This is a genomic window from uncultured Pseudoflavonifractor sp., from assembly GCA_904419835.1.
In the GTDB taxonomy this organism is placed as follows: domain Bacteria; phylum Bacillota; class Clostridia; order Oscillospirales; family Oscillospiraceae; genus Pseudoflavonifractor.
Map to the genome: position 1 here is coordinate 20,010 of CAJFTA010000012.1, position 23,766 is coordinate 43,775.

34 protein-coding genes are annotated in these 23,766 nt (G+C 65.3%); all 34 read left to right on the plus strand.

Going from position 1 to position 23,766, the window contains the following annotated elements:
• Window position 1 precedes the first annotated feature (1 nt).
• Window positions 2–313 carry a hypothetical protein gene (locus tag QZY67_RS03685; protein WP_295368618.1) on the plus strand — a complete coding sequence of 104 codons (312 nt, stop codon included), beginning with the start codon at window positions 2–4 and terminating at the stop codon, window positions 311–313.
• Window positions 314–820: 507 nt separating this feature from the next.
• The gene (locus QZY67_RS03690) at window positions 821–1,504 is read left to right on the plus strand and encodes a hypothetical protein (RefSeq protein WP_295368619.1); all 684 of its coding nucleotides are present in this window, start codon (window positions 821–823) and stop codon (window positions 1,502–1,504) included.
• A complete protein-coding gene (locus QZY67_RS03695) occupies window positions 1,488–2,858 on the plus strand; it encodes a DnaB-like helicase C-terminal domain-containing protein (RefSeq protein ID WP_295368620.1) in 1,371 nt (456 codons plus the stop codon). Before QZY67_RS03690 ends, QZY67_RS03695 begins: the two co-directional genes overlap by 17 nt.
• A 5-nt stretch (window positions 2,859–2,863) precedes the next feature.
• A complete protein-coding gene (locus QZY67_RS03700; RefSeq protein WP_295368621.1) occupies window positions 2,864–3,022 on the plus strand; it encodes a hypothetical protein in 159 nt (52 codons plus the stop codon).
• Window positions 3,019–3,795 (plus strand): ParA family protein, encoded by a 777-nt coding sequence (locus QZY67_RS03705; RefSeq protein ID WP_295368622.1) that lies wholly within the window; start codon window positions 3,019–3,021, stop codon window positions 3,793–3,795. The genes QZY67_RS03700 and QZY67_RS03705 overlap by 4 nt, the downstream gene beginning before the upstream one ends.
• Window positions 3,788–5,278 (plus strand): ParB N-terminal domain-containing protein, encoded by a 1,491-nt coding sequence (locus QZY67_RS03710; RefSeq protein ID WP_295368623.1) that lies wholly within the window; start codon window positions 3,788–3,790, stop codon window positions 5,276–5,278. The genes QZY67_RS03705 and QZY67_RS03710 overlap by 8 nt, the downstream gene beginning before the upstream one ends.
• 144 nt (window positions 5,279–5,422) lie before the next feature.
• On the plus strand, window positions 5,423–5,629 hold the full coding sequence (locus QZY67_RS03715; protein ID WP_295368624.1) for a hypothetical protein: 207 nt from the start codon (window positions 5,423–5,425) through the stop codon (window positions 5,627–5,629).
• 13 nt (window positions 5,630–5,642) lie between these two features.
• Window positions 5,643–5,903: a hypothetical protein gene (locus tag QZY67_RS03720; protein ID WP_295368625.1), complete on the plus strand. Its 261-nt coding sequence runs from the start codon at window positions 5,643–5,645 to the stop codon at window positions 5,901–5,903.
• 2 nt (window positions 5,904–5,905) lie between these two features.
• Window positions 5,906–6,415, plus strand: a complete 510-nt coding sequence (locus QZY67_RS03725; protein WP_295368626.1) for a hypothetical protein — start codon at window positions 5,906–5,908, stop codon at window positions 6,413–6,415.
• Window positions 6,405–6,608: a hypothetical protein gene (locus tag QZY67_RS03730; protein WP_295368627.1), complete on the plus strand. Its 204-nt coding sequence runs from the start codon at window positions 6,405–6,407 to the stop codon at window positions 6,606–6,608. The genes QZY67_RS03725 and QZY67_RS03730 overlap by 11 nt, the downstream gene beginning before the upstream one ends.
• Window positions 6,608–6,991 carry a hypothetical protein gene (locus tag QZY67_RS03735; RefSeq protein WP_295368628.1) on the plus strand — a complete coding sequence of 128 codons (384 nt, stop codon included), beginning with the start codon at window positions 6,608–6,610 and terminating at the stop codon, window positions 6,989–6,991. The genes QZY67_RS03730 and QZY67_RS03735 overlap by 1 nt, the downstream gene beginning before the upstream one ends.
• On the plus strand, window positions 6,991–7,248 hold the full coding sequence (locus tag QZY67_RS03740; protein ID WP_295368629.1) for a hypothetical protein: 258 nt from the start codon (window positions 6,991–6,993) through the stop codon (window positions 7,246–7,248). Before QZY67_RS03735 ends, QZY67_RS03740 begins: the two co-directional genes overlap by 1 nt.
• Window positions 7,238–7,957 carry a hypothetical protein gene (locus QZY67_RS03745; protein WP_295368630.1) on the plus strand — a complete coding sequence of 240 codons (720 nt, stop codon included), beginning with the start codon at window positions 7,238–7,240 and terminating at the stop codon, window positions 7,955–7,957. The genes QZY67_RS03740 and QZY67_RS03745 overlap by 11 nt, the downstream gene beginning before the upstream one ends.
• Before the next feature lie 133 nt (window positions 7,958–8,090).
• Window positions 8,091–8,243 carry a cysteine-rich KTR domain-containing protein gene (locus tag QZY67_RS03750; RefSeq protein ID WP_295368649.1) on the plus strand — a complete coding sequence of 51 codons (153 nt, stop codon included), beginning with the start codon at window positions 8,091–8,093 and terminating at the stop codon, window positions 8,241–8,243.
• A 103-nt stretch (window positions 8,244–8,346) separates the two neighbouring features.
• Window positions 8,347–8,664, plus strand: coding sequence for a hypothetical protein (locus QZY67_RS03755; RefSeq protein ID WP_294548427.1), 318 nt, complete (start codon window positions 8,347–8,349; stop codon window positions 8,662–8,664).
• A gap of 114 nt (window positions 8,665–8,778) precedes the next feature.
• Window positions 8,779–9,129 carry a hypothetical protein gene (locus QZY67_RS03760; protein ID WP_294548424.1) on the plus strand — a complete coding sequence of 117 codons (351 nt, stop codon included), beginning with the start codon at window positions 8,779–8,781 and terminating at the stop codon, window positions 9,127–9,129.
• On the plus strand, window positions 9,126–10,778 hold the full coding sequence (locus QZY67_RS03765) for a terminase large subunit (RefSeq protein WP_295368631.1): 1,653 nt from the start codon (window positions 9,126–9,128) through the stop codon (window positions 10,776–10,778). The genes QZY67_RS03760 and QZY67_RS03765 overlap by 4 nt, the downstream gene beginning before the upstream one ends.
• A 9-nt stretch (window positions 10,779–10,787) precedes the next feature.
• Window positions 10,788–12,050, plus strand: coding sequence for a phage portal protein (locus QZY67_RS03770; protein WP_295368632.1), 1,263 nt, complete (start codon window positions 10,788–10,790; stop codon window positions 12,048–12,050).
• Window positions 12,004–12,582: an HK97 family phage prohead protease gene (locus QZY67_RS03775; RefSeq protein WP_295368633.1), complete on the plus strand. Its 579-nt coding sequence runs from the start codon at window positions 12,004–12,006 to the stop codon at window positions 12,580–12,582. Before QZY67_RS03770 ends, QZY67_RS03775 begins: the two co-directional genes overlap by 47 nt.
• Complete coding sequence (locus QZY67_RS03780) at window positions 12,582–13,772, plus strand: phage major capsid protein (protein WP_295368634.1); 1,191 nt, start codon at window positions 12,582–12,584, stop codon at window positions 13,770–13,772. Before QZY67_RS03775 ends, QZY67_RS03780 begins: the two co-directional genes overlap by 1 nt.
• Before the next feature lie 57 nt (window positions 13,773–13,829).
• Complete coding sequence (locus QZY67_RS03785; RefSeq protein ID WP_295368635.1) at window positions 13,830–14,108, plus strand: head-tail connector protein; 279 nt, start codon at window positions 13,830–13,832, stop codon at window positions 14,106–14,108.
• A complete protein-coding gene (locus QZY67_RS03790; protein ID WP_295368636.1) occupies window positions 14,101–14,412 on the plus strand; it encodes a hypothetical protein in 312 nt (103 codons plus the stop codon). The genes QZY67_RS03785 and QZY67_RS03790 overlap by 8 nt, the downstream gene beginning before the upstream one ends.
• Window positions 14,405–14,788, plus strand: coding sequence for an HK97 gp10 family phage protein (locus QZY67_RS03795; protein WP_295368637.1), 384 nt, complete (start codon window positions 14,405–14,407; stop codon window positions 14,786–14,788). The genes QZY67_RS03790 and QZY67_RS03795 overlap by 8 nt, the downstream gene beginning before the upstream one ends.
• A complete protein-coding gene (locus QZY67_RS03800; RefSeq protein ID WP_295368638.1) occupies window positions 14,785–15,090 on the plus strand; it encodes a hypothetical protein in 306 nt (101 codons plus the stop codon). The genes QZY67_RS03795 and QZY67_RS03800 overlap by 4 nt, the downstream gene beginning before the upstream one ends.
• Before the next feature lie 2 nt (window positions 15,091–15,092).
• Window positions 15,093–15,677: a major tail protein gene (locus QZY67_RS03805; protein WP_295368639.1), complete on the plus strand. Its 585-nt coding sequence runs from the start codon at window positions 15,093–15,095 to the stop codon at window positions 15,675–15,677.
• Entirely contained in the window at window positions 15,677–16,039 is a 363-nt protein-coding gene (locus QZY67_RS03810; RefSeq protein WP_295368640.1) for a hypothetical protein, read from the plus strand. Before QZY67_RS03805 ends, QZY67_RS03810 begins: the two co-directional genes overlap by 1 nt.
• A gap of 29 nt (window positions 16,040–16,068) precedes the next feature.
• Window positions 16,069–16,212: a hypothetical protein gene (locus tag QZY67_RS03815; RefSeq protein WP_295368650.1), complete on the plus strand. Its 144-nt coding sequence runs from the start codon at window positions 16,069–16,071 to the stop codon at window positions 16,210–16,212.
• 12 nt (window positions 16,213–16,224) lie between these two features.
• Window positions 16,225–18,240, plus strand: a complete 2,016-nt coding sequence (locus tag QZY67_RS03820) for a hypothetical protein (protein WP_295368641.1) — start codon at window positions 16,225–16,227, stop codon at window positions 18,238–18,240.
• A complete protein-coding gene (locus QZY67_RS03825) occupies window positions 18,237–18,626 on the plus strand; it encodes a hypothetical protein (RefSeq protein WP_295368642.1) in 390 nt (129 codons plus the stop codon). Before QZY67_RS03820 ends, QZY67_RS03825 begins: the two co-directional genes overlap by 4 nt.
• Window positions 18,623–20,920, plus strand: a complete 2,298-nt coding sequence (locus tag QZY67_RS03830; RefSeq protein ID WP_295368643.1) for a hypothetical protein — start codon at window positions 18,623–18,625, stop codon at window positions 20,918–20,920. The genes QZY67_RS03825 and QZY67_RS03830 overlap by 4 nt, the downstream gene beginning before the upstream one ends.
• 10 nt (window positions 20,921–20,930) lie before the next feature.
• Window positions 20,931–21,071, plus strand: a complete 141-nt coding sequence (locus tag QZY67_RS03835; RefSeq protein ID WP_295368644.1) for a hypothetical protein — start codon at window positions 20,931–20,933, stop codon at window positions 21,069–21,071.
• Window positions 21,072–21,184: 113 nt separating this feature from the next.
• Window positions 21,185–22,543 (plus strand): hypothetical protein, encoded by a 1,359-nt coding sequence (locus tag QZY67_RS03840; protein ID WP_295368645.1) that lies wholly within the window; start codon window positions 21,185–21,187, stop codon window positions 22,541–22,543.
• Between the two features lie 4 nt (window positions 22,544–22,547).
• Window positions 22,548–23,072 (plus strand): hypothetical protein, encoded by a 525-nt coding sequence (locus QZY67_RS03845; protein WP_295368646.1) that lies wholly within the window; start codon window positions 22,548–22,550, stop codon window positions 23,070–23,072.
• The coding region (locus tag QZY67_RS03850) for a phosphodiester glycosidase family protein (RefSeq protein ID WP_295368647.1) at window positions 23,069–23,766 on the plus strand (698 nt) is incomplete at its 3' end. The genes QZY67_RS03845 and QZY67_RS03850, both read left to right, overlap by 4 nt.

Here is a 23,766-nt window from a genome sequence, read left to right on the forward strand (position 1 = left end):
GATGCTGGAACTGAACATAGAGCCCCTGGAGGAGCTGGTGGTCACCACCAAGATTATCCCCGAGACCTTCGGCAAGAACCACGTGAACACCGTGATGACCCGCCGGAAGGGCCTGCACTGGCTCACCGACATGGGCGGCCAGCGGGTGCTGGTGGATGAGTCGGCCACCATGGACGCCGGGGAGAAGTACGGCACCACGCTGTGCTACACGCCCCACAGCGACGTGGTAATCAGCGAGGAGGAGCGGGCCGCCAATCGGGCCCGTATCAAGGCCGTGGCTACCCAGGTGATGATTGACATGGGTATCTGGTAATATGCGGATTTTACATACGACAAGAAAGGACGATGGCTCATGTCCAGATTGACATTTCTGCACGGGCTGGGGGATGTTGCCATGCGGTACGGCGTGGAGGAGTCCATTTTCCTCCACATGCTGGTATCTCTGACTATGAACAACAAGGACAACGACCGGAATTACAGAGACGGAAGGTGGTGGACATTCAACTCCCTGGCGGCCTGGGAGGCTGCGTTTCCATGGTGGAGCGCAAAACAGATCAGGAGAATTATTGCCAGCTGCCGGGAGAAGGGGGCACTGCTGGTGGGCGAGTACAACAAGGACCCGAGAGACAGGACGGCGTGGTACTCGCCCAGCGATGAACTGCTGGCATTTTACAGGGATGACTGGACGGGCACATGCATGTGCCCAAATGGGCAAATGCACGAGCCCGAACGGGCACGTTCACGTGCCCAAATGGGCACACCATTACCAAAGGATACCCAAAGTATTCTAACAAAAGATATATATGCGCATTTGGATGCTGTGCGGGAACTGCTGTCCGGCGTTGTGGTTGCCGACGATGACCGGGCGGCCACCATGGCCGTCACAGCCGCGCTGGAGGAGAACGGGTATCTCTGCCAGAACAATGCTCCGGTTCCGTCCCGGGACAGCGACCCAAAGTATACCGGACGGATCGGGATAGTCGCCAGCCGGGACGGGTTTATCACGGCGATTGAGATAGGCAGAAAAAGCCCCCGGAGAAAAAGCATACATAAGCTGCTGGAGTACCCCTGCGACGCGCGGCTGATACTGCTCCGGGGCGGTGCGGCCGATATCGTCCCGGATGGCATTGACGCAGTGATTCCTCTGGCTGTGAGGGAGGATGACGATTGCTTCCACCGGTTCTGGGATGCGTACCCCAAAAAAGTGGACAAGCGCCGCGCCTACGAGGTGTTTAAGCGCCTGAATGTGACGCATGAGCTTCTGGGGGAGATGCTGCGGAGCCTGGAGGCCCAGAAGAAGAGCCCCCAGTGGAAGGAGGCAAACGGACAGTTTATCCCCCACGCCACCACCTGGCTCAACGGCCGCCGGTGGGAGGATGTGGTCACAGTACCTCCGGCCGATGATGCCCGGACCTCTGTACCCACCGCCCCGAGCCTGAGCGGCTGGCACTACGAGACCATAGACGGGGAGGAGGTGCTGGTGCCCGATGGACCGGGAGATTGACCTGCGGCAGGACGGCCTGCTGGCGGAACAGAGCGTCATCGGGGCCATTCTGGTGGACGACAAGTGCCTGCCCGAGGTGGAGCGGGTCCTCTCCCCGGCGGACTTCCGGCTGGAGCCGGACCGGGCCCTCTACGAGGCGGCGCTGGCCCTGGAGCGGGCCGGCATCGGGGCCGACCCGGTGACCATGCTGGACCAGGCGGCCAAGCTGGGCCGCCCCGTCTCCCGGGACTACGCCATGCAGCTGATGGAGCTGACGCCCACAGCGGCCAACGTGGGGGAGTATGTGCGCCTGGTGCGGGAGGAGCGGCTGCGGGACGGCATGCTGGGCCTGGCGGAGGACATCCGGGCCGGGGTGCAGGCCAGAGAGGACCCGGGAGCGGTGCTCACCAGGGCGGGACAGGTCCTGGACAGCCTGACGGCCAGAGGCAGCGCCGGGCGGCTGTCCACGCCCACGGACATCTTCACCGCCTTCTACCGGCAGCGGGAGGCCGTGGAGAGCGGCAATGCCCGGGGCTATGTCTGCACCCAGTACATGGCCCTGGACAGCCTGCTGGGCGGCGGACTGCTGGCCAGCGGCCTCTACCTGCTGGCCGCCCGGCCGGGCATGGGCAAGACCACCCTGGCCCTCAACATCGCCGACCGGGTGGCCCGGACCGACCCGGTGCTCTTCGTCTCCCTGGAGATGGACGACGAGCAGCTGGCCGCCAAGCGCATCTCCCGGGAGACCGGCATCCCCACGGAGCGGCTGCTCATGCAGCTGCTCAGCGACGGGGAGCAGGTGTCCGTGGCCCAGGCGGCCAGCAGGCTGGCGGCCCTGCCCATGTACGCCAACAAGGCCCCCACCGTGACGGTGGATGACATCGGGGTGCTGGCCCGGAGCATCCCGGGGCTGCGGCTCATCGTGGTGGACTACTTCGGCAAAATCATGCCCCCGCCCGAGGCCCGGCGGGCGGGCCGGTATGAGTACACCACCGAGATTTCCGGCGCGCTGAAGAACCTGGCCCGCACCATGCGCCTGCCGGTGCTGGTGCTCTGCCAGCTCAACCGGGAGGTGGAGCAGCGGCAGGACAAGCGGCCCCAGCTCTCCGACCTGCGGGACACCGGCGCGCTGGAGCAGGACGCGGACGGCGTGATTTTCCTCTACCGGGACGACTACTACAACCCACAGGCGGACCCGGACGCCCCGTCCCTGCTGGAGGTGAGCCTGGCCAAGAACCGCCACGGCAGGGTGGGCGGCTGTCAGATGGCCTTTGACATGACGGCCAGCCGCATCTCGGGCATGGCCCGGCGGCGGACCAAGGAGGACCCGGAGCAGCTGGACATCTTTGGCGACAGACAGAAAGGACGGCGCTGAGCTGAATGGACGACAACCGGCGGCTGGAGCTGATTGAGGCGGAGTACCTGCGGCACATGGCCATGGCCCTGGCCGACCCGGACCGCCGGGACGAGCATGAGGAGGTGGCCGGGGCCCTTGCCTGGGCGCTGGACAGCCTCAGAAAAGGAGACGAGAAGACGTGAATACATACGCGATTGTAAACTTTAAGGGCGGTGTGGGCAAGACGGTCACCGCCGTCAACCTGGCGGCCATCCTGGCCACCGAGTACGGCAGGCGGGTGCTGCTCATCGATGCGGACGCCCAGGGCAACGCCACGGCGTCCCTGCTGCCGCCGGGGGAGTACAACACCCTGGCGGGGCTGCTGACCATCCCGGACGCATATTATGACGACCTGCTGTATCACAGCTCCATCCGGGGCCTGGACGTGCTGCCGGCGGACGACGAGCTGCGCAGCCTGGATGTGGACCTGCTCCGGGGGGAACGGCTCAACCTGGGCGCCCTCCGGGACCTGCGGGACGCGGTGGAGGAGGACGAGGCCTACGACGCCATCATCATCGACTGTCCGCCCGCCCTGTCCCCGGCCTGCGCGGCGGCCATCGCCGCCAGCACCGGGGTGATCATCCCCATCAAGCTGGACGCCTACTCCGTCCGGGGCATGAGCGAGCTGACCGCCCAGATTGAGCGGCTGCGGGCGGTGTACCCGGACGTGCGGGTGGCGGGGGTGCTGCCCACCATGTGGTACCGCTCAGACATCGTGGAGCAGGGGGAGGCCCTGCTGAGAGCCAACAGCCCGGTGCGGGTCTTTGAGAGCCGCATCCGCCGCAGCCCCAAGGTGGACGAGAGCACCTGGACCAGCGAGCCGGTGGTGAGCTGGTCACCCCGCTCCGCCGCTGCCCAGGATTACCGCACATTTGTGGCCGAGCTGCTGAGAGGGGAGGGGCCGGACCGTGGCTAAGTTCGATATGGCGGCCGCCTTTGCGGCAGCGGTGGGAGATGTGTCCAAGCCGGACACATCGAGGGAGACCATTGAGTACATCGGCCTGGACAGGCTGGACCCCGACCCGGACAATTTTTACAGCCTGACCGGCCTGGAAGAACTGGCGGCCAACATTGAGCTGTGCGGCCTCCAGCAGCCCATCCGGGTCCGTCCGGCGGAGCATGGCCGGTATGTGATTGTCTCCGGCCATCGGCGATGGTCAGCCCTCAAGCTCCTGCACAGCGCGGAGGAGGACGGCGACCGGTGGATGGGCGTCCCCTGCATCGTGGAGCGGGACCAGGCGTCCCCGGAGCTGCGTGAGCTGCGGCTCATCATGGCCAACGCCTCCACCCGTCAGCTCAGCCCGGCGGAGTTGTCCCGCCAGGCCGCCAAGGTGACCGAGCTGCTCTACCAGCTCAAGGAGCAGGGATATGACTTCCCCGGACGGATGCGGGACCAGGTGGCGGCGGCCTGTCAGGTGTCGGCCTCCAAGCTGGCCCGGCTCAAGGTCATCCGGGAGAGGCTGACGCCCCACTGGACGGCGCTGTTTGAGGCTGGAAAGCTGGCCGAGGCTCCGGCCTACCTAATGGCCCGCCAGAGCGTGGAGCGGCAGGAATGGCTGGCTGTGGTGTACAGCCGGGGTATCAACGCCATGTACGAGCCCACCGAGTCTTCCATCCAGGGCTGGCTGGAGGGCCTGGACAAGATTGACGCCGTTGTGTGCCGGGACGGAGCCCCATGCGCCAACCGGGACGGCATGCGGGAGCGGCTGGCGGAATCCACTTCCGCCTATTGGCACAGATGTACATCCTGCTGCGCTCAGTGCGACTCACGCATGACCTGCGGGCATGTCTGCCCCTCTCTGGAGAACCAGGTGGCGGAGGAGAGGGCCGAGCAGGAGCGAAAGCTGGCCGAGGCGAGACGGAAGGACGAAGAGCGGAGCCGGGAGCGCTGTGCGGAGGAAAAGCGCCGGCAGGAGCGGGAGCGGGCGACGTGGCTCCGGCTGGGCGAGGAGGCGGAGCGGGTGAACCTTCCGGCGGAGGCCCTGGGCGAGATGCTGGGGGAGAGCCGGGTTGAGATGGTGGAGCGCGCCCTCAACGGCGTGGTGGACCCCTGCTGCGTCCTGGCGGATGACTTTGCCTCCAACCTGGACGCCGACGTGGTGGCCGGTCTGGCGGAGGCGGGCGTATCCCTGGACTATGTGCTGGGCCTGACTGACACCCGGCCCGATGGGGACACGGGCGGCGACGGCCCGTGGCACTACGGGGACCCGGTGGAGGACGGCTACTACTGGTGCCTCTGCGGCCCGCTGGACGGCAGCGGAAAGCTGCTGTACTGGTCCGGGGACCACTGGGAATTCTCCAATGTGGTGATGACCATCAACACCACGGTGGTGTGCTGGATGCCCTGCCCGCCCATCCCGGAGGCCCAGAGCTGGCACCGGCAGCGGATTGAGGATTGAGGCCGTGGTCCGGCCCTCTGCCGGGCGGGGCGGCGTCTTCCCCGCCCGGGCCTCCTTTTCCCGGGCCCGCCCTCTGGGCGGCGCCCGGCAGAGGGCCGGATCATTTTCTTGACGCCACGAAAATGATAGCAGGAGGATATGCCGATGATGACAATATGCTGGGCCTGCGCCAACGCGGTGCCCGACGCGGACGGGGAGCGGGGCTGTCCCTGGAGCCGGGAGGGCAAGCCCGTGGAGGGCTGGGTGGCTGAACGACGTGACATCCGCATCCAGTCCTCACATCCGGGTGGGGAGCGGAAAACAGTTGAGAGCTACCAAGTCATTACATGCCCGGCGTTTGTGCCGGGGTAGGGGGGAGAAAACAGTGAAAAAACTGAGAATATGTCTTGAGATCCCTGGTCTTGCGGAGGATGAAAACGGTCAGCCGTGCCCTGGCGGCGTGTGCTTGACGCTCGGAGACGATAATGCAGAAGAAATTACGGGAGAGGCCTATCGTAACCTGATGAAGGAGATCAACATCGCGGGGATTTTGAGGATGGCTTGTCTTGACGGTTTTTGCAGGCCGGAAGATTGCCGTCTGCTTACGCCGGAGGAGTACAACGAGAAGTATGGGGAGGAGGAGTGAGCGTGGAACGGCTGACCATGATTGACGGAATTGGCAATGATGAGCTGGTGCGGTGTATGGGCTGCGGCCTGGAAAAGGCAGGAGAGAACCTGGAAAACTGCGGGTTCTGCGAAGAGGGGTGGCAGAAGGCGCTGAAAAAGCTTGCGGCCTATGAAGACACTGGCCTGGACCCAGAGGACTTTAAAAAGGCATTCAACGAAGAATCATTTTTGACCATGACAGCACAGATGATGGGGATAACACCTGAGCGTCTGAGGGAGCTGGCGAAGGCTGACCGGGATGGGCGGTGCGAAATCCACATGGTAAAAGATGGAGAAAGAGTTTATTCGATATTTGCATATGTGAATGGACTTTGTCCGAAAAAACCGGACGGGAAGCCGTTTGATACGATCGCAGAGTACACGGTAGACGATTTCACGAGGAATACCGTAGACAGAGAGTTTGGCAAAACTGTATTCCTCACCCGTGAAACCGCTGAGGCCGCGCTGAAAGGAGAGCAAAATGGGCAATAAGAATCTACGGCGGCTGCGCTGCCTGGTGACGGCCCAGACCATGGGCAATCTGGAGCGCCTGGCTGCCATGGACGGCTGCGGGGACGTGGGCCGGATGGTGGGCAAGCTGACCCGGGAGAAGATGATCTCCCTCCGCCGGCCCGTGGCAGAGTGGAAACGGCACTACACAGAGCGGTTTGAGAGGGTGGAGTAATGGACGAACGGAAAGAGCTGGCCCGCCGGCTCAGGCAGATGGCGGTCACCACCGGAGACCTGAGCTGTCTGGGCTGCGGCTATGAGAGGGGTTGCAGCGTCCACGGCTGCGCGGTGCTCAGGCGGGCCTCCGACCTCCTGGCCCCGGCGGTTGACATAAATAAACCCATCCCGCTGGAGGAGCTGCGGGCGGCGGCAGCGGAGCGGCCCGTGCTGGTCTTTGTCCTGTGCGTGGACGAGGACGGGCAGCTTGTTAACCCGGAATGGGGAGAGTGGGAGATGTTTTACGGTGATGAATTCGTGGGGAACGGCACCTACGACATAGCCGCCAACTACGGCAGGACGTTCGTGGCCTTCTGGGATGAGCCGGGGAGGGATGAATAGTGGCTGGAACAGCCGAAAAGGGCGCGACCTACCTGGACAGGCTGTGCCATAAGCTCTATGACGAGCCGAAGGGGGCGGGATACAGGGTGCTCGACAACTGCCGGGCCTGCGGCGGGATGCTGGAGACCTACTACTGCGAGGGGCGGCTGTATCTTGTGCGCTGCTCTGAGTGCGGAGCTCTTGCGCTGGCGAAGGCCGGAAACCCGGTTGAGGCCGCCGCCCGGACGCTGGGAGTGGGAGGCGGCCATGGAGGATAGACCGTGGTACTGCGTCCGGCAGCGGGCCGGGCCCCTGACCAAGGAGTGCCGGGCCATCCGGCCCAGGCTGTCCAGGGACGACGACCGGGGCACGCGGAGGGACAAGAATGAGATCCTCCGCGCGCCCCACTCGGCGGTCTGCCGGAGCCAGGCGGACCGCCTGGAGCTCCGGCTGGCCCTCTTCGGCTATGAGGGCGTCCACTACACCCTGACCTACGACTCGGTCCACCTGCCCCGCACCTTCCGGGAGGCCATGGCCACCAAGCGGGCCTTTATGGCCCGGGCCCGGCGGTTCAACGATGGCCGGCCCTTCGACTGGGTGACCTGCATCGAGGGCCTCCACGGGGACCACCGCTACCACATCCACATGGTGCTCCGGGAGGGCGAATTCCCGCCGGCGGCGGTGCGCTGTCTGTGGAAGGCGGGGGAGGTGGACGACGAGCCGGTGCTGATGGCTGAGGGCGGATACCGCCGCCTGGCCGAGTACCTCACCAAGGAGCGGACGGACGGCATTATCATCCCCATTGGCCGGCGGCCGTGGAGCTGTTCCCGCAGCCTGTCGGGCCGGCTCCCGCCGCCGGAGCGGTGGAAGGACGAGAGCGGCGCCATTGACATCCCGTCCCGGGTTCTCTGGGCCCGGAGGAGCCAGCGGGAGAACGATTTCGGCGCCTACAACTACGCCAGCTACATCGTCCCAAAGGGGACCTGAGCGGCTGCCTCTCGCGCGCGCACGCGCACGCGCGCGATCTATCTTGAATCCTAGTGGAACAATAGACACACGGGAGGGAAAAGCGTTGCCTGAAAAACTGAATTGTGGTAAACTTATCGTAAAGGACGGATATGTGATTTGCCCGTCCTGTAAACTGCGGACAAGCCAGGTCATCCGGCCGGAGACAAAAGCGACGAAGCTCCAGCTCTGGTGCCGGCACTGCAAGGCGACGTTCGTCGTGGATATCGAGAGTGGCCAGTGCTTTCTTAGCCAGTGCCCGACATGATCCCAACACGGGATGCGGTCGGGCGCTGGCTTTTTGTTTTGCCCGGAGGTGATAGCCCGGGACCAAGAGGCCGGTGTCCGACTCGGACACAAGGGGGCACCGCATGAAAGCATTTGCAAAGCAGTTCTACCGGTCCAAGGCCTGGCGGGCCTGCCGGGCGGCATACATCGCCCAGCGCCTGCGGATTGACGGCGGGCTGTGCGAGGAGTGCCGTGACCAGCAGGGGTACATCGTCCACCACCTGGTCCAGCTGACGCCGGAGAACATCGGCAACCCTGCGGTGACCCTGAATCATAGCCTGCTGGCCTACGTGTGCAAGGACTGCCACGACCGCTACGAGGGCCACGGCCTGGGCAGAGGCAAGCCCATGGCCTGCGCCTTCGACGCAAGCGGCCAGCCGGTGGACCGGCGCAGGCTCTGACCCGGGCCAGCGCGCCGCCGCCCTCCCCCCAGTAAGGCCCGGGAGAGGGTACCAGGGAGACCGATGAGCGGGAGGTAAAAAAGAGCGGGTCACACACAGGATGGGGGTGTGGAAATGGCAAAAGGACCCAGCAAAAAAGAGCTGGGCCGGTTCGCGGACACATATAAAGCGGCCAGCCCGGAGCAGCAGAAAATCTGCCTCCAGCTGATTCTGAACGCGGTGTTCATGGAGGAGCAATTGACCGCCCTCCAGGCCCAGATTCGGAAAAACGGCGTGAAATCCGAGTATCAAAACGGCGAAAATCAGTGGGGGGAGAAGAAGTCCGTGGAGGTGGATGTCTACAACGCCATGATTAAAAACTACGCCGCCGTCATCCGGCAGCTGGGGGACATGCTGCCCCAGGCGCCTCCTGCGGACGACGAGCTGATGGAGTTCCTGAAAACCGGGGGCGGTGGTGCCAGGTGACCGACCTGGAGCGCTACTGCACCGGGCTGCTGGACGGGACTATCCCGGCCTGCCGCCGGATGAAGCAGGTGGCGGAGCGGCTGCTGGAGGACCTGGCCAGCCCCGGGGAGTTTCACTTCGACCCGGACATCGCGGCCCGGCACATCGGCTTTATCCAGCGCTTCTGCAAGGTGCCCTCCGGCCGCATGGGGGCGCCCCTCCGGCTGGAGCTGTTCCAGCGGGCGCGGCTGGAGGCGGTGTTCGGCTTTGTGGACGACAACAACCTGCGCCGCTACAACGAGGTGCTGGTCATCGAAGGCCGCAAGAACGGCAAGACCACCGAGACCGCCGCCATTGAGCTGGACCTGCTGGTCAACGACGGCGAGGGCGCGCCCCAGATCTACAACGTGGCCACCAAGCTGGACCAGGCCCGCCTGGGCTATGAGGCGGCGGTGCGGATGCGGCAGATGTCGCCCATGCTGGCCAAGCACCTGCGCAAGCGGGTGTCGGACATCTACTGCCCCATGAACATGGGGTTCATCAAGCCCATGGCCTCCAACACCTCCAGCCTGGACGGCCTGGACGCCCACGCCGCTACCATCGACGAGCTCTCGGCCATCAAGAACCGTGACCTGTACGACCTGGTCAAGCAGGCCATGGGCGCCCGGAGCCAGCCCCTGCTCTTTGTCATCACCACCAACGGCTTTGTGCGGGAGGGCATCTTTGACGCCCAGTACAAATACGCCTGCGACGTGCTGGACGGGAAAATCTCCGCGCCCCGGTTCCTGCCCTTCATCTACGAGCTGGACGACCGGGCGGAGTGGGACGACCCGGCGTGCTGGGAGAAAGCAAACCCCGGTCTGGGTACCATCAAGAGCCGGGCCTACCTGGCCGAGATGGTGCAGAAGGCCAAGGACGACCCCAGCTTCAAGCCCACCGTGCTGGTGAAGGACTTCAATATGCCCCAGACCTCGGAGAGCGCCTGGCTGCGGTGGGAGGAGCTCAACAACGAGGCCACGTTCCAGATCCCCTTCGACTACGGCATCGGCGGCTTTGACGCAGCTGACACCACCGACCTCAACGCCGCCAAGGCCATCTTCATGCGGCCGGACGACCCAAACGTGTATGTGCGGTCCATGTACTGGATACCGGAGGCGGTGCTGGAGGAGGCCCGGCGGACGGGCAGCCGCCGCGAGCGGGACAACGTGCCCTACTCCCTCTGGGTGGAGCAGGGGTACATGCGCACCTGTCCGGGCCGGAAGTGCGACAAGCAGATTTTCCTGGACTGGTTCCGGGAGCTGCGGGACAAGGAGGGGCTGTACATGCTCTACATCGGCTACGACCCGTGGCACATCGACGACAGCCTGCTGCGGGCCTTCCAGGCCGAGTTCGGCCCCGACTCCATGATACCGGTGCGCCAGGGCGTGGCCACCCTGTCCCAGCCCATGAAGGACCTGGCGGCCGACTTCCGGGACCACCGGGTCATCTACAACAACAACCCGGTGGACAAGTGGTGCCTGGTCAACAGTGAGGCCAAGAGCGACGTCAACGGCAACATCCAGCTGGTCAAGACCCTGGACCCCCGCCGCCGGGTGGACGGCACGGCCGCCCTGCTGTGCGCCTACACGGTGCTCCAGGACAAGAAGGACCTGTATATCAATCTGAACTGAGGTAAGCCCATGGGACTCTTTGAAAAGCTGTTTCCACAAAAAACCGCCGAGGCGGCGGTCTATATCTACTTCAAGACCCTGGGCGGGTACACGCCGGTCTACACCTCCTTTGAGGGCGGGGTCTACGAGATGGCCCTGACCAGGGCCTGCATCCACACCTTTGCCACCCACGTCAGCAAGCTCAAGCCCATCGTCACCGGCCCGGGCAGCGGCCGGCTGGAGCGGGTCCTGCAATTCCAGCCAAACCCCTGGATGGACACCAAGAAGTACCTGTACCGGCTGGGCACCATCTACATGACGGAAAACACCGCCTTTATCGTGCCGGTGTACAGCGACGAGCTGATGCTCAGGACCGAGGGCTTCTATCCCATTCTCCCGTCCCAGGCGGAGATTGTGGAGCGGGGCGGCGGGCAGTACGTCCGCTTCCGGTTCCCCACCGGCCAGGTGGGGGTGCTGGAGCTGGAGAACACCGGCATCCTGACCCAGTTCCAGTACCGGAGCGACTTTTTCGGCGAGGGCAACGGCGCCCTGCGGCCCACCATGGAGCTGCTCAACGCCCAGAACCAGAGCATCCTCAACGGCGTCAAGGCCTCGGCCTCGGTGCGCTTTCTGGCCCGGCTGGCCAACGTGCTCAAGCCGGAGACCATGAAGGAGGAGCGGGACCGCCTGGTCCAGGACAACCTGACGGCTGGCAACTCCGGCGGCGTGATGATCTTTGACAGCAAGTACGCCGACATCAAGCAGATCGACAGCAAGCCCTACATCGTGGATGACAAGCAGGCGGCCCAGATCCGGGAGTCGGTGTTCGACTACTACGGCATGTCGGACGCCATTTTGCAGAACAAGTACACGTCCGACCAGTGGTCGGCCTACTACGAGGGCAAGATTGAGCCCTTTGCCATTGAGTTGGGGCTGGTCCACACCAACATGACCTTTACGCCGGCTGAGGTGGCCCGGGGCAAGGAGATTGCCTTCTCGGTCAACCGCCTCCAGCACATGACCATGGACGACAAGCTGGAGACCGTAACCCAGCTCTTTGACCGGGGCATGATGAACATGGACGAGGGCCGGGAGGTGTTCCAGCTGCCGGCGCTGAACACGGAAGAATCCAAGAAATATTACATCCGGCGGGACTACGCCGAGGTGAACGCGCTGGGGAAGGAGCCCCAGGGAAAGACGGAGGTGAGCGGCGATGCCGGTGTGCAAGGACCGGGAGTACCGGGCAATGAGCCTGCTGGCCCCAACGCAGGGGGACAAGAGGCTCAAGAGTGATTTTTATGTTGAGGGCTACGCCACGACGTTTAACGAACCCTACGTGCTCTACGAATACGATGGGGTCCAGTACAAGGAGATCATCGACCGGGGAGCCCTGGAGGGCGCCGACATGTCAGATATTATTTTCCTCTATGACCATGAGGGCAACGTCCTGGCGCGGAGGTCTAACGGCACCCTGATTGTGGAGCCGGACGACCATGGGCTGTTTGTGGCGGCAGACCTTTCCAAGAGCGCGGCGGCCAGGAACATGTATGAGGAAATCCAGAACGGCCTGGTGACCAAGATGTCCTGGGCCTTCAAGGTCCGTGAGGACAGCTATGACCGGGTGACACACACGCGCACAATCAAACGCATGAAGAAGGTTTTTGACGTGTCGGCAGTCAGCAAACCCGCCAACCCGTCAACCGATATTTCCGCCCGTTCTTACTTCGACGGAGTGATCGAGGCAGAAAAAGCGGAGCGACTTGCAGCCCAGGCTGCCGAGCGGAAAAGGCAGAGACTCAAACTTTATTTGGAGGTAATCAGATAATGAAAAACCACAAGAGCAAGCTCAGCGGCATCGGCATCCAGTTCTTTGCCGCTCCCGGCGCCCGCATGGGCGAGATTGAGAGCCGCCTGTCCGCCATCGCCCAGGAGCTGGAGCGGGACGACTGCGACGTGGACGCCCTGGAGCGGGAGGCCCGGGCCCTCAAAGAGGAACGTGACACCCTGACCCGCAGCGCCGAGCGGCGCCGTCAGCTGCTCAGCGAAATCGGCGCCGGCCGCACCGGCCGGGTGGCCCACACCTTTGAGGACGGCACGCCCGAGCAGCGCACCTATGGCGTGGACACGCCGGAGTACCGCTCCGCCTGGCTGCGGAATCTCCAGGGCCGGGATCTGTCCGCCGAGGAGCGGGCGGCGGTCACCGCCACGGCGGCCATTCCCACCACCACCATGAACAAGATCATCGCCCGCATGGAGCTGACCCCCATCATCCAGGCGGTGGATGTGACCTACATCCCCGGAAATGTGACCTATCCTGTAGAGAAGACCGTCAACGGCGTCAGCTGGGTGGACATGGGCACTGCTGCCACCGACAGCGCCGATGCCCTGGACGCCGTCACCCTGGGGGCCTACAAGCTCATCAAGACGGTGGAGATTACCGCCGACGTGATGGCCATGGGCATTGATGCCTTTGAAGACTGGCTGGTGGCCCGCCTGGGCAACAAGATGTCCGTGGCCGTGGCCGCCGCCATCGCCGCCGGCACCGGCGGCAACCAGGCCACCGGCCTGACCAAGAGCGGCGAGATTACCCAGACCGGTGAGTACACCATGGCGGGTATGACCTACAAGGACCTGATGACCCTCCTGGCCACTCTGCCCACCCAGTACATGGCCAACGCCAAGTTCGCCATGCCCCGGGCGGTGTTCTATTCCGACCTGCTGGGCATGACCGACTCCAACGGCAAGCCCGTAGTGGTGGCCGACGTCCAGAGCCCCGCCAAGTTCAACATCCTGGGCTATCCCGTCATCCTGGAGGACAGCATCCCCAAGGACAACATTGTCTTCGGCGACCTCTTCGAGGGCTATAAGTTCAACTTCGCCATGGCGCCCACCGTGGAGAGCGACAAGTCGGTGGCCTTCCGCTCCGGCTCCACCGTCTACCGGGTCATGGCCCTGGCCGACGGCAAGCCCGCCGACAAGAAGGCCCTGTGCCTGTTCACCCGGGCCGCAAGCTGACACCCGCCTCAGGCGGCCCCATGCCGGGGCCGCCTGGGGGAATAGGAGGGATTTGACATGACCCATGTGCAGGACATCCGCACCGCGCTGCGCATCTCCGGCACAGCGCTGGACGACGAGATACAGGACACCATCGACGCGGCGGTGCTGGACCTGAAGACGGCGGGAGTGGAGCGGGGCGACGTGGACGCCCTGACCGGCATGGCCGTGAAGCTGTACGCCCGCTGGCAGTTTGACTATCGGGGCAAAGGGGAGGAGTACCACAGGGCTTACGAGAGTCTGAAGGCCGTCCTCTCCATGTGCGAGGAGTACCGGGGAGGCGGCGGCTATGAATGATACCCTGGTGCTCATCGGCCTGACCTATAAGAACAACAGCCTGATGGAGCAGGTGCCCGCCGGCGAGACCCGGACGGAGATTTTCGGCGAGGAGCGCTCGGTCACCCGGGCGGAGTGGTACGAGGGAGGCCGGGAGGGTATGAAGCCCTCTGTCATGTTTGTCACGCCGTCCATCAATTACACCGGACAGCAGGAGGCCGAGCTCCGCGGCAGGCGGTACGTAATCTACCGTACCTACCGCCGCAGGGACAGCGAGGAGACCGAGCTGTACCTGGAGGAGAAGGCGGGGGTGGCCCATGGGTAAGGTCAGCGTGGATGGAATGGCGGAGGCCTTGGGGGCTGTACTGGAGGACTATGGCCAGGAAGTCAGGGATACCGTAAAGCGCACTGTCAAAGCGGCGGGAAAATCCTGCAAAGAAGACATCCAGCGCCGCAGCCCGGCGCGAAAGCAGCGAGGAGCCTACCGGAAAGGCTGGCGCTGTGAAACCGTGTACGATGGCCCCAAGGGTATCCGGGTCCGGGTGGGCAACAAGACGAAGGGCCAGCTCACCCACCTGCTGGAGTTCGGCCACGCCAAAGTGGGCGGCGGACGGGTGGAGGGTATCCCCCACATCCGCCCGGCAGAGGAGAAGATGGAGCGGCAGCTGCTGCTGGACCTGAAGGAGGCGCTGGAGGAATGACCCAGGAAGAGCTGGCCCGCCGTCTGGCAGACACTGGACTGCCGGTGGCCTACCGGGCCTTCCGCACCAGGCAGGACCCGCCGTATCTCTGCTATGTCTATGTGTACGATGCCCAGTTTTTCGCCGATGACGTGATGTACTACTCCGCCGGCCACTACCAGGTGGAGCTGTACACCTCCGCCAAGGACCCGGCCGCTGAGGCCAAGGTAGAGGCCGCCCTGGAGGGCCTGTGCTGGGAAAAGGGCGAGGAGTACCTCCAGGACGAGAAAGTCTATCAGATTTTATACGAAATTGAGGTGTAACAATGGCAACAGGCAAAGCCAACAAGGTAAAGTTCGGCCTGAAGAACGTGCATTACTCCCTCCTGACCGTGGGGGAGGAGGGGGAAATCACCTTTGCCACGCCGGTCCCCATTCCCGGCGCGGTGAACCTCTCCATGGACGCCCAGGGCGACCAGAGCACATTCTACGCCGACGACATGGCCTACTATGTCACCTCCGCCAACGACGGCTACAGCGGCACGCTGGAGGTGGCCGTCATCCCGGACAGCTACCGCAAGGACGTGCTGGGGGAGACGGAGGACGAGACCGACAAGGTGCTGGTGGAGAATGTGAGCGCGGAGCCCAAGCCCCACGCCCTGCTCTTTGAGTTTGCCGGCGACCAGAAGGCGGTGCGGCATGTGCTGTACAACTGCTCGGCCACCCGGCCCGGCGTCTCCGGCAGCACCACCAACAACACCAAGGAACCCTCCACCGAGAGCCTGACCCTCACCGCGTCCCCACTCGCTGACGGCAGAATCAAGGCCCGCACCACACCGGACACCCCGGATGAGAAGTACAACAACTGGTACAAGACCGTGTGGCAGCCCAGTGCGGAGGTGGGCGGCTGATGGAGAAGATTATCACCATTGACGGCCGCTCCGTGCCCTTCCGGGCCACGGCGGCCATCCCCCGCCTCTACCGCATCAAGTTCGGCCGGGACATCATGCAGGACATGCGGGACATCCAGCAGGCCGTGGAGAAGGCCCAGGCGGGGGAGGAGCCCATCCCCGTGAAGCTGCTGGAGGTATTCGAGAACGTGGCGTACCTGATGGCCCGCCACGCCGACCCGGACATGGAGGCCCACACCGTGGAGGACTGGCTGGACGGCTTCGACACCTTCTCCATCTACGAGGTGTTCCCCGAGCTGCTGGAGCTGTGGCGGGCCAACAATCACTCCATCGCCGAGAGCAAAAAAAAACGAATCCCGTAGACCGGGAGCTGACCACGGCGCTGTTCCTTTTGCGGGCGGCCCAGCTGGGTATCCCCATCCGGGACCTGGAGCTGCTCACCGTCGGCATGGTCACCGACATGCTGATTGAGGCGGGCAACGACGGCGCGGAGTATGACATGCTTCCCACTCAGGAAGACTTTGACGCATTTTAAGGGGGCGGACCAATGGCACGCAACAGAATCAAGGGCATCACCGTTGAAATCGGCGGCGATACCACCAAGCTGGACAAGGCCCTGGCGGGCACCAACAAGCAGCTGTCCGCCACCCAGCAGTCCCTCAAGGATGTGGAGCGGCTGCTCAAGCTGGACCCGGGCAACACCGAGCTGCTGGCCCAGAAGCAGAAGCTGCTTGCCCAGGCGGCCAGCGGCACGGCGGACAAACTGAAAACACTGCGGGAAGCCGCCCGGAGCGCTGATGAGGCCCTCCAGCGTGGGAAGGACTACCAGGCCAAGTATGAGCCGCTGAAGGCTCAGCTGGACAGCGTGGCGGCCTCCATGCAGGGCCTGGAGGCCAACGAGGCGTCCATGCAGGCCAAGCTGGAGAGCGGCGAAATCTCCACGGAGCAGTACGACAAATTCAAGGACAAGCTGGAGGACACCCGGAAGGCCCACCAGGCCCTCCAGCAGGCGGTGAAGGACCTGGACAAGGAGTTCGCCGGGGCCAGGCTGGACCAGAGCCAGTACGACGCCCTCCAGCGGGAGCTGGCCGAGAGCGAGCGGGAGGCCAAGGACGCGGAGAAGGCCTTCAAAGACTGCTCCAGGGGCCTGGACGAGCTGGGCCGGAAGGCCGGAGACGTGTCCGACAAGGCGGGCAAGGTGGCCGGGGCCTTCGCTCCGGTGACCGCTGCCGTGGGGGCTCTGGCCGGGGCGGCCCTGGCCACCGTCCCCGCCACCGAGGAGCTGCGGGGCGACCTGTCCATGCTGGAGAACAACGCCCGGCAGGCCGGGGTGGGCATGGGGGCCGTGCAGCAGGCCTTTCTGGACCTCAACGCGGTGTCCGGCGAGACCGACAGCAGCATCGAGGCCATCTCCAACCTGCTCCAGGCGGGCTTTACCGAGTCCAACCTCCAGCAGGCGGTGGAGGGCCTGGCCAACGCGGCCATCACCTTCCCCGACACCCTGAAGATTGAGTCCCTGGCCGACAGTCTCCAGGAGACCCTGGCCACCGGCGAGGCCACCGGCCAGTTCGGCGAGCTGCTGGACCGGCTGGGCATCGGTGCGGAGAACTTCTCGGAGGGGCTGGCCATGTGCACCACGGAGGTGCAGAAGCAGGACTACGCCCTCAACGCCCTGGTGGGCGGCCCGCTGAAGGGGGCGTATGAAGGCTGGAGGGAGAGCAATCAGGCGTTGGTGGAAAACCGGAACGCGGCTATGGACGTGGAGCTGGAACTGGCCCGGCTGGCGGAGCTGCTGGTGCCGCTGATCACCCAGCTCACCAACTTCGCCGCCGGGTTCCTGGACTGGTTCAGCTCCCTGGACGAGGGTTCCCGCAGCGCACTGGTTGGCCTGACCGCCCTTATGGCCGTCATTGGCCCGCTAGCGGGGCTGGTGGCCAATGTGTCCGGCGCGCTGCCAACCCTCATCAACCTGTTCTCCAAGCTGGGAGCCCAGGGAATCATCGTGGCACTGGCCGTGGGCACGCTGGTGGGGCTGTCCGCCAAGGTGATGGACGCCTGGGACGACCTGAGCGGCCTGCAAAAGGTGGTTGTGGTGCTGGGTCTGGTGGGCGCTGCCGCCCTGACGGCCGCCGTGGCCGTGGGCGCGTTCCAGTCCGCCCTGACCCTGGGCGCCGCCGCTGTGGGCATCGTGGCGGGCATCACCGCCGTGCTGCTGGCCATCAACTCCGCCACCCAGCAGGCAGAGCAGGCCACCCAAAATCTTAAGCGGAGCATGTCCTCCGCCGGCGGCTCCATTCCCGGCTTTGCCACCGGCGGCGTGGTGCCGCCCAACAACCCGTTCCTGGCGGTGCTGGGGGACAACAGACAGGAGCCGGAGGTGGTGGCGCCCTACTCCACCATCAAGCAGGCCGCCGGGGAGGCCCTGGCGGAGCGGGGCAATTCCGGCGGGACGGGCCGGGGCGACGTGTATCTGGACGGCACCAAGGTGGGCCGGGTGCTCTACTCCTGCATTGAGGGGGAGCGCACCCGCCTGGGTGTGAAGCTGACAGGGGGGAGACGGTGATGGTCACCATGGACGGGAAACAGTACAGGGTGCGGGTCAAAATCAGGACCCTGCGCCGGTCTTTCCGCATCGAGGAGGACGACCGGTCCGGCATGGTCAAGTCGGGCGCCTATTTCCGCTCCATCATCGGCACCTACTACGACTACGCCATGGAGGTGGAGCCCGACCCGGCGGCCCCGGAGGAGTACGACGCCTTCTTTGAGGCCATCTCCGCGCCGGTGGAGTCCCACACCGTCACCGTGCCCTACGGTCAGGGCACCATGACCTACGACGCCATGGTGTCCTCCGGCGAGGACACCCAGCGGGACAAAATCGGCGGCGTCACCCGCTGGACCGGCCTGACGGTCAACTTCTCCGCCCGGAAGCCCCAGAGGAGGCCCGCATGAGCACAATCAACAAGCTGGTATACGGGGATATCACCCTCACCGACGACGAGATTGAGGACGGCGAGGCCTACACCGCCCTGGCCCTCCTGTCCGACGCCCTGGAGATCGGCACCCTCCAGGTGCAGCTCATTATCCGGGACCAGGCGGTGGGGGCGGCTCTGCTCGCCTTCCGCCGCAACGACAAGCTGCTCTACTACCACCGGGACGCCCTCCGGGGCACCTACTACATCGAGCGCATCCAGCGCACCGGGCCATACAGCTACGAGCTGACGGCAAACGACGCGGTGGCCCTGCTGGAGCAGTCCACCCACTACGGCGGCATCTATACCGGCCAGACCGTGGCGGAGGTGGTGGCCCACATCTGCAATATCCCCTACCTCATTCAGACCCGGTTCGCCGGCGTCAAGCTGTACGGCTGGCTGCCCATCGCCACCCGCCGGGCCAACCTGACCCAGGTGCTCTTTGCCGTGGGGGCCAGCGCCAAGGTGGACCAGAACGGCACGCTGCGCATCGAGTCCCTGTGGGACGGCGTCACCGCCGCCATCCCGGAGGATCGGGTGCTCCTGGGCGACAGCGTCGGGTACTCCGCCCGGGTGACCGAGGTGTCCGTGCTGGAGCACCAGTACATCCCGGGCAGCGAGACCGTGGACCTCTTCGACGGCACGGCCCTTGAGGGGGATATCATCCAGTTCTCAGAGCCGGTCCACACCCTCTCCGCCGAGGGCTTCTCCGTCCTGGAGAGCGGGGCCAACTACGCCCGGCTCTCGGCGGGCACCGGCAAGCTGACGGGCAAGAAGTACGTCCACACCACCCGGGACGTGCGGGCCCAGGTGCTGCCCGACGACGTGCCCAATGTGGTGGAGGTCAAGGAGGCCACACTGGTGTCCCTGGTCAATTCCTCTGCGGTGGCCCAGCGGCTGGCCCGGTACTACGCCTGCCTGGACACCCTGACCCACGATATCATCCACCAGGGCGAGGCCCCCGGGGACGTGGTGGCCTTTGAGCACCCCTTTGGCGGCGCGGCCACCGGCTGCATCAAGGACACCGCCGTGGCCCTGGGCAGCCGCCCGGTGGCCACCGAGCACGTCCTGGTGGGCTACAAGCCGCCCAGCTTTGAAGGCACGGAGACCCTCTCCCAGCGGGTGGTGCTGACCGGGGAGGGGACCTGGACCGTCCCCGAGGGCGTCACCGAGGTGACGGCGGTGGTCATTGACGGCGGCGAGGACGGCGAGGACGGAGCGGACGGCCAGCTGGGCGGGCAGTACAGCGCGCAGAACAACCAGGGCTCCAACTCGGTCTTTGTACAGCGCCCGTCATCCGGTACAAACTCCGGCCAGACCACGGCAACCGCGTCTGTGTCGTCCTACGGCAGCGGCAGCAAGGGTGAGGGCGGCGCCGGCGGCAAGGGCGGCAGTCCGGGGCGGGTGCTCAGGGACATCGTAAAGGTATCCCCGGGGGAGCAGATACCGTACCGCTGCGGCGCGGCCCGGGCCAGGGGCGAGGACCATACGGAGACCACGTTCGGCGGCATTACCTCCGCATCCGGCAGCCCGTCCGAGCAGGGCTATACTGACCCCACTACCGGTGAGACATACGCCTCCGCCGGTGTGTCCGGTACCGCCGGCGGCGCCGGCGGCGAGGCTGGAGCGGCCGGTGAGGCTGTGGGCGGTGCGGAGGGCGGCGCACCCGCAGAGGGCGGGAGCACCACCCGGAACGCGTCCGACAATGACGCGGTGAGCGGCTGGAGCGCCAGCTACACCGTGACGGCAAACATCCAGATTGGCTCCGCCGGCGGCGGCGGAGCGGGCGGCGGCTCAGGAGACAGGGACGGAACCCCCGGCGGCGCGGCGGCGCTCAACGGAGAGATTTCCGTGACGGCCAATGCATCGACCGGCGGCGGTACAGCCCAGAGCCCGGCCATCAACGGCGGCGCGGGCGGCAACGGCGCGGACGGAGCAGATGCGGAACACTACGGCTCCGGCGGCAACGGTGCCGGAGGAGGCGGAGGAAACGGTGTGCCGGGCCGGGGCTCCGTAACCTGTGACACCACGGTAAAGGGCATTGTCTGGTCCACCCTGGGCGGCACAGGCTCGGGCAGGACATTTTATGCCTACGCCACCGCGAGAGCCATGGGCACCACCTCCTCTGCCGGCAAGGGGGGCAAGGGCGGCAAGGGCGCACCCGGATGCGTCATCCTGTATTACGGCATCCTGCGGCCCATTCCGTCCGGCCCTGTGAGAGATAAAACCGGAAGACTGGTCTTGGACCGGCTGGGCCGGAGAATCATTGTGTGAGGTGAGAAAAATGGCGACACTGGAGGAGCTGGAGGCGCGCATTGAAGCCCTGGAGCAGGCCCAGGCCCCCACAGAGTACTACACCAGCAAGTACTCCGGCGAGGAGATGGACGCCCTGCTGGACAAAATCGCGGCCATGGCGGAGGGCTGAGGGCCGTCTGACAGGCTGGGTGTGCGGAGAGGTACACATTCTAAGCCCGGAACGGCGGTATGTGAGAGACCGCCCGGGGGAGGGGCGGCCCAAAGCGGAGAGGAGAGATGCGCGTGATACACTATGAGGACTGGCGGCTGTGGGCGGACACAGGGCCGGTCATCGCCCGGCAGTACGACAACCTGACCCGGCGGCTGGAGATTACGGGGGACCTGCCGGAGGGCTGGGACTGGACGCTGCTGGTGCAGGCGGACAGGGAGCACCTGGACCTCATCGCCCTGAGGCCCATGGAGGGCGGCCTTGGGGTGGACCTGACGGCGGAGATGCTGGCCCTGAGCGGGTACTACACCATCCAGCTCAGGGGAAATCAGGGCGAGCTGGTGCGGCACACCAACCAGGTGCGGATTTTTATCCCCTCCAGCCTGTCCGGGGACGCCAACTGGCCGGAAATCCCGTCTGAATTCAGCCAGGCTGAGGCCCGCATCAGGGAACTAAACGAACATCCGCCCTACCCCGGCGACGGGGGATACTGGCTGGTGTGGGACCTGGACGGGGAGAAGTACGTCACCTCCAACCTGCCCCTGCCCGACGTGTCGGTGGGGCCGCCCGGCCCTCAGGGACCCCAGGGGCCCCAGGGTGAGCCGGGGCCTCAGGGCCCCCAGGGAGAACCCGGCCCCCGGGGCGAGAAGGGCGAACAGGGTGAGCCTGGCCCGCAGGGAGAGACCGGCCCCGCAGGCCCGGAAGGTCCTCAGGGCCCGCAGGGCGAAAAGGGCGACACAGGTCCCCAGGGCCCTCAGGGAGAGAAAGGCGAGAAGGGTGATGCAGGCCCTCAGGGACCGCAAGGTCCAAAAGGCGACACAGGCGACACAGGCCCTCAGGGTGAACCCGGCCCTCAGGGTGAACCCGGCCCGGCCGGAGCGGGCGTGCCGCCGACCGATGACGTACCGGAGGACTATCTGCTCAGCGTGGGCGGCTGGGTGCCGCCTCCTGACGGCGGCACGGGTTTGGGCGATTTGGAGCTGGTGGCGTCGGCCACGCTCGAGGAGGCGGTGGACGTGATCTCCCTGGACCTGTCGAAGCCCTGCACAGAGGTTATCGCGGTGCTGACCCCCTATGGCGACGCGGGCAACCCCAGCGGGACCACTGCGCCGTATCTGTTTCTCACAAGCAAAACAGGGGGTGAGAACGGTGAAGGAGTTGCTTTTCTCAAAATGAACCTGAAAAATGACGGGGCTATGGTTTGGGACTTCCGGGCGGCGCACTGGCGGCTGGAGGGGAACCTTATTTACAAGGCCAGCTATAAGGAGGGGGGCTACCAACCCGATGGAGTGATGGTCAATGGCGCGGGCCCATGGCAGGTACAGGGAAACAACTGGGAGATTACGGACATAGACGCATTCCGCAATCTGCGGGCGCAGCTGTGGAGCGTAGTCTTCGGCGCCGGCACAAAGCTGGAGGTCTACGGGAGGTAAGGCAATGAGAGTGTATGACAATGGATACTATCGCGACGCCACGCCGGAGGAAATCGAGGCGTGGGAGGCCGCTGCATCCCAGCCCGCACCCCCGCCCGGCCCTCAGGAGCAGGTTATGACCCTGGCCCGCACTATGGCGGCGGCCGCCACCGGCCTGACCGACGCGGTGGCCCTCAGTATCCCCGACCTGCTGCCCGCCTGGGCCGAGCTGCTCGCCGCCGGGAAGGAGGTGGCCGCCGGGGTGTGCCTGACCCACAAGGGCCAGACCTACCGGGTGGTGCAGGCAGTGACGCCCATTGAGAGCCAGCCCCCCGGCGGGGAGGGCATGCTGGCAATCTACCGGCCCATTGAGCGGGAGCACACCGGCACCCTGTCCGACCCCATCCCCTGGGTGTACGGCATGGACTGCTACAGCGGCAAGTACTACGCCCACAACGGGCAAACCTATCTTGCAAAAATGGACATGCTGCCCTGCGTGTGGGAGCCGGGGAGCGCCGGCACCGAGGGACAGTGGGAGGCGGTTACATGAGCAAGTACATCCAGCGTGTCCGACTTGGACACATCAAACGCCTGGCCCTGGTGACCGGCGGGGGCCGGAGCTTGGAGCAGGTCAAGGCGGCGGAGCAGCCCGACCTCATCTGCAACGCCGGATTTTTCGACAGCATCAACCACCCCACCCACCACCTGAAGGCGGACGGGGTAGTCCGGGCCAAGGCGGCCTGGGGCTGCTGGGGCTACGCCTGGGACAGCGGCGGCGATATCAGGCTGTGCGCCCTGCCCGCCGATGAGCGGGCCAGCTACATCGGCGGCTACGAGCTGCTCACCCCCATGGTGGGCATCCGGGACGCCCTGAGCTACGGCGGGGAGCTGGGCGGCCGGAGAGGCCGCACGGCCATGGCCCTGGACGGGGAGCACCTCATCCTCTACTGCTCCGGCGACGGCACGGCGGACGCCGCCGCCCCCGAGGCGCTGCGGGAGGAGCTCTACGCCCTGGGGGCCGAGACGGCCATCATGCTGGACGGCGGCGGCAGCTCCCAGTGCGACTTCGGCGGCGGGCGGGTTATCGACTCCACCCGCCCGGTGGACAATTACCTGTGCGTCTGGCTGACGGCGGAGGACAGCGACAAGGAGGACACCATGGACAAGCAGTATACCGTGACGCCCAGCGCGGGCGTCAACATCCGCAGCGGCCCCGGCACCGGCTACGGCAAGGTGGGCGCCTA

Excerpts from the sequence above, each read along its gene's own strand:
- QZY67_RS03830 (WP_295368643.1), top strand. The coding sequence starts at position 18,623 with ATGAGCACAATCAACAAGCTGGTATACGGGGATATCACCCTCACCGAC.
- QZY67_RS03730 (WP_295368627.1), top strand. The coding sequence starts at position 6,405 with ATGGGCAATAAGAATCTACGGCGGCTGCGCTGCCTGGTGACGGCCCAG.
- QZY67_RS03835 (WP_295368644.1), top strand. The coding sequence starts at position 20,931 with ATGGCGACACTGGAGGAGCTGGAGGCGCGCATTGAAGCCCTGGAGCAG.
- QZY67_RS03735 (WP_295368628.1), top strand. The coding sequence starts at position 6,608 with ATGGACGAACGGAAAGAGCTGGCCCGCCGGCTCAGGCAGATGGCGGTC.
- QZY67_RS03785 (WP_295368635.1), top strand. The coding sequence starts at position 13,830 with ATGACCCATGTGCAGGACATCCGCACCGCGCTGCGCATCTCCGGCACA.
- QZY67_RS03805 (WP_295368639.1), top strand. The coding sequence starts at position 15,093 with ATGGCAACAGGCAAAGCCAACAAGGTAAAGTTCGGCCTGAAGAACGTG.
- QZY67_RS03760 (WP_294548424.1), top strand. The coding sequence starts at position 8,779 with ATGGCAAAAGGACCCAGCAAAAAAGAGCTGGGCCGGTTCGCGGACACA.
- QZY67_RS03685 (WP_295368618.1), top strand. The coding sequence starts at position 2 with ATGCTGGAACTGAACATAGAGCCCCTGGAGGAGCTGGTGGTCACCACC.
- QZY67_RS03790 (WP_295368636.1), top strand. The coding sequence starts at position 14,101 with ATGAATGATACCCTGGTGCTCATCGGCCTGACCTATAAGAACAACAGC.
- QZY67_RS03755 (WP_294548427.1), top strand. The coding sequence starts at position 8,347 with ATGAAAGCATTTGCAAAGCAGTTCTACCGGTCCAAGGCCTGGCGGGCC.
- QZY67_RS03700 (WP_295368621.1), top strand. The coding sequence starts at position 2,864 with ATGGACGACAACCGGCGGCTGGAGCTGATTGAGGCGGAGTACCTGCGG.
- QZY67_RS03800 (WP_295368638.1), top strand. The coding sequence starts at position 14,785 with ATGACCCAGGAAGAGCTGGCCCGCCGTCTGGCAGACACTGGACTGCCG.
- QZY67_RS03845 (WP_295368646.1), top strand. The coding sequence starts at position 22,548 with ATGAGAGTGTATGACAATGGATACTATCGCGACGCCACGCCGGAGGAA.
- QZY67_RS03745 (WP_295368630.1), top strand. The coding sequence starts at position 7,238 with ATGGAGGATAGACCGTGGTACTGCGTCCGGCAGCGGGCCGGGCCCCTG.
- QZY67_RS03820 (WP_295368641.1), top strand. The coding sequence starts at position 16,225 with ATGGCACGCAACAGAATCAAGGGCATCACCGTTGAAATCGGCGGCGAT.
- QZY67_RS03810 (WP_295368640.1), top strand. The coding sequence starts at position 15,677 with ATGGAGAAGATTATCACCATTGACGGCCGCTCCGTGCCCTTCCGGGCC.
- QZY67_RS03695 (WP_295368620.1), top strand. The coding sequence starts at position 1,488 with ATGGACCGGGAGATTGACCTGCGGCAGGACGGCCTGCTGGCGGAACAG.
- QZY67_RS03715 (WP_295368624.1), top strand. The coding sequence starts at position 5,423 with ATGATGACAATATGCTGGGCCTGCGCCAACGCGGTGCCCGACGCGGAC.
- QZY67_RS03770 (WP_295368632.1), top strand. The coding sequence starts at position 10,788 with ATGGGACTCTTTGAAAAGCTGTTTCCACAAAAAACCGCCGAGGCGGCG.
- QZY67_RS03775 (WP_295368633.1), top strand. The coding sequence starts at position 12,004 with ATGAGCCTGCTGGCCCCAACGCAGGGGGACAAGAGGCTCAAGAGTGAT.
- QZY67_RS03795 (WP_295368637.1), top strand. The coding sequence starts at position 14,405 with ATGGGTAAGGTCAGCGTGGATGGAATGGCGGAGGCCTTGGGGGCTGTA.
- QZY67_RS03780 (WP_295368634.1), top strand. The coding sequence starts at position 12,582 with ATGAAAAACCACAAGAGCAAGCTCAGCGGCATCGGCATCCAGTTCTTT.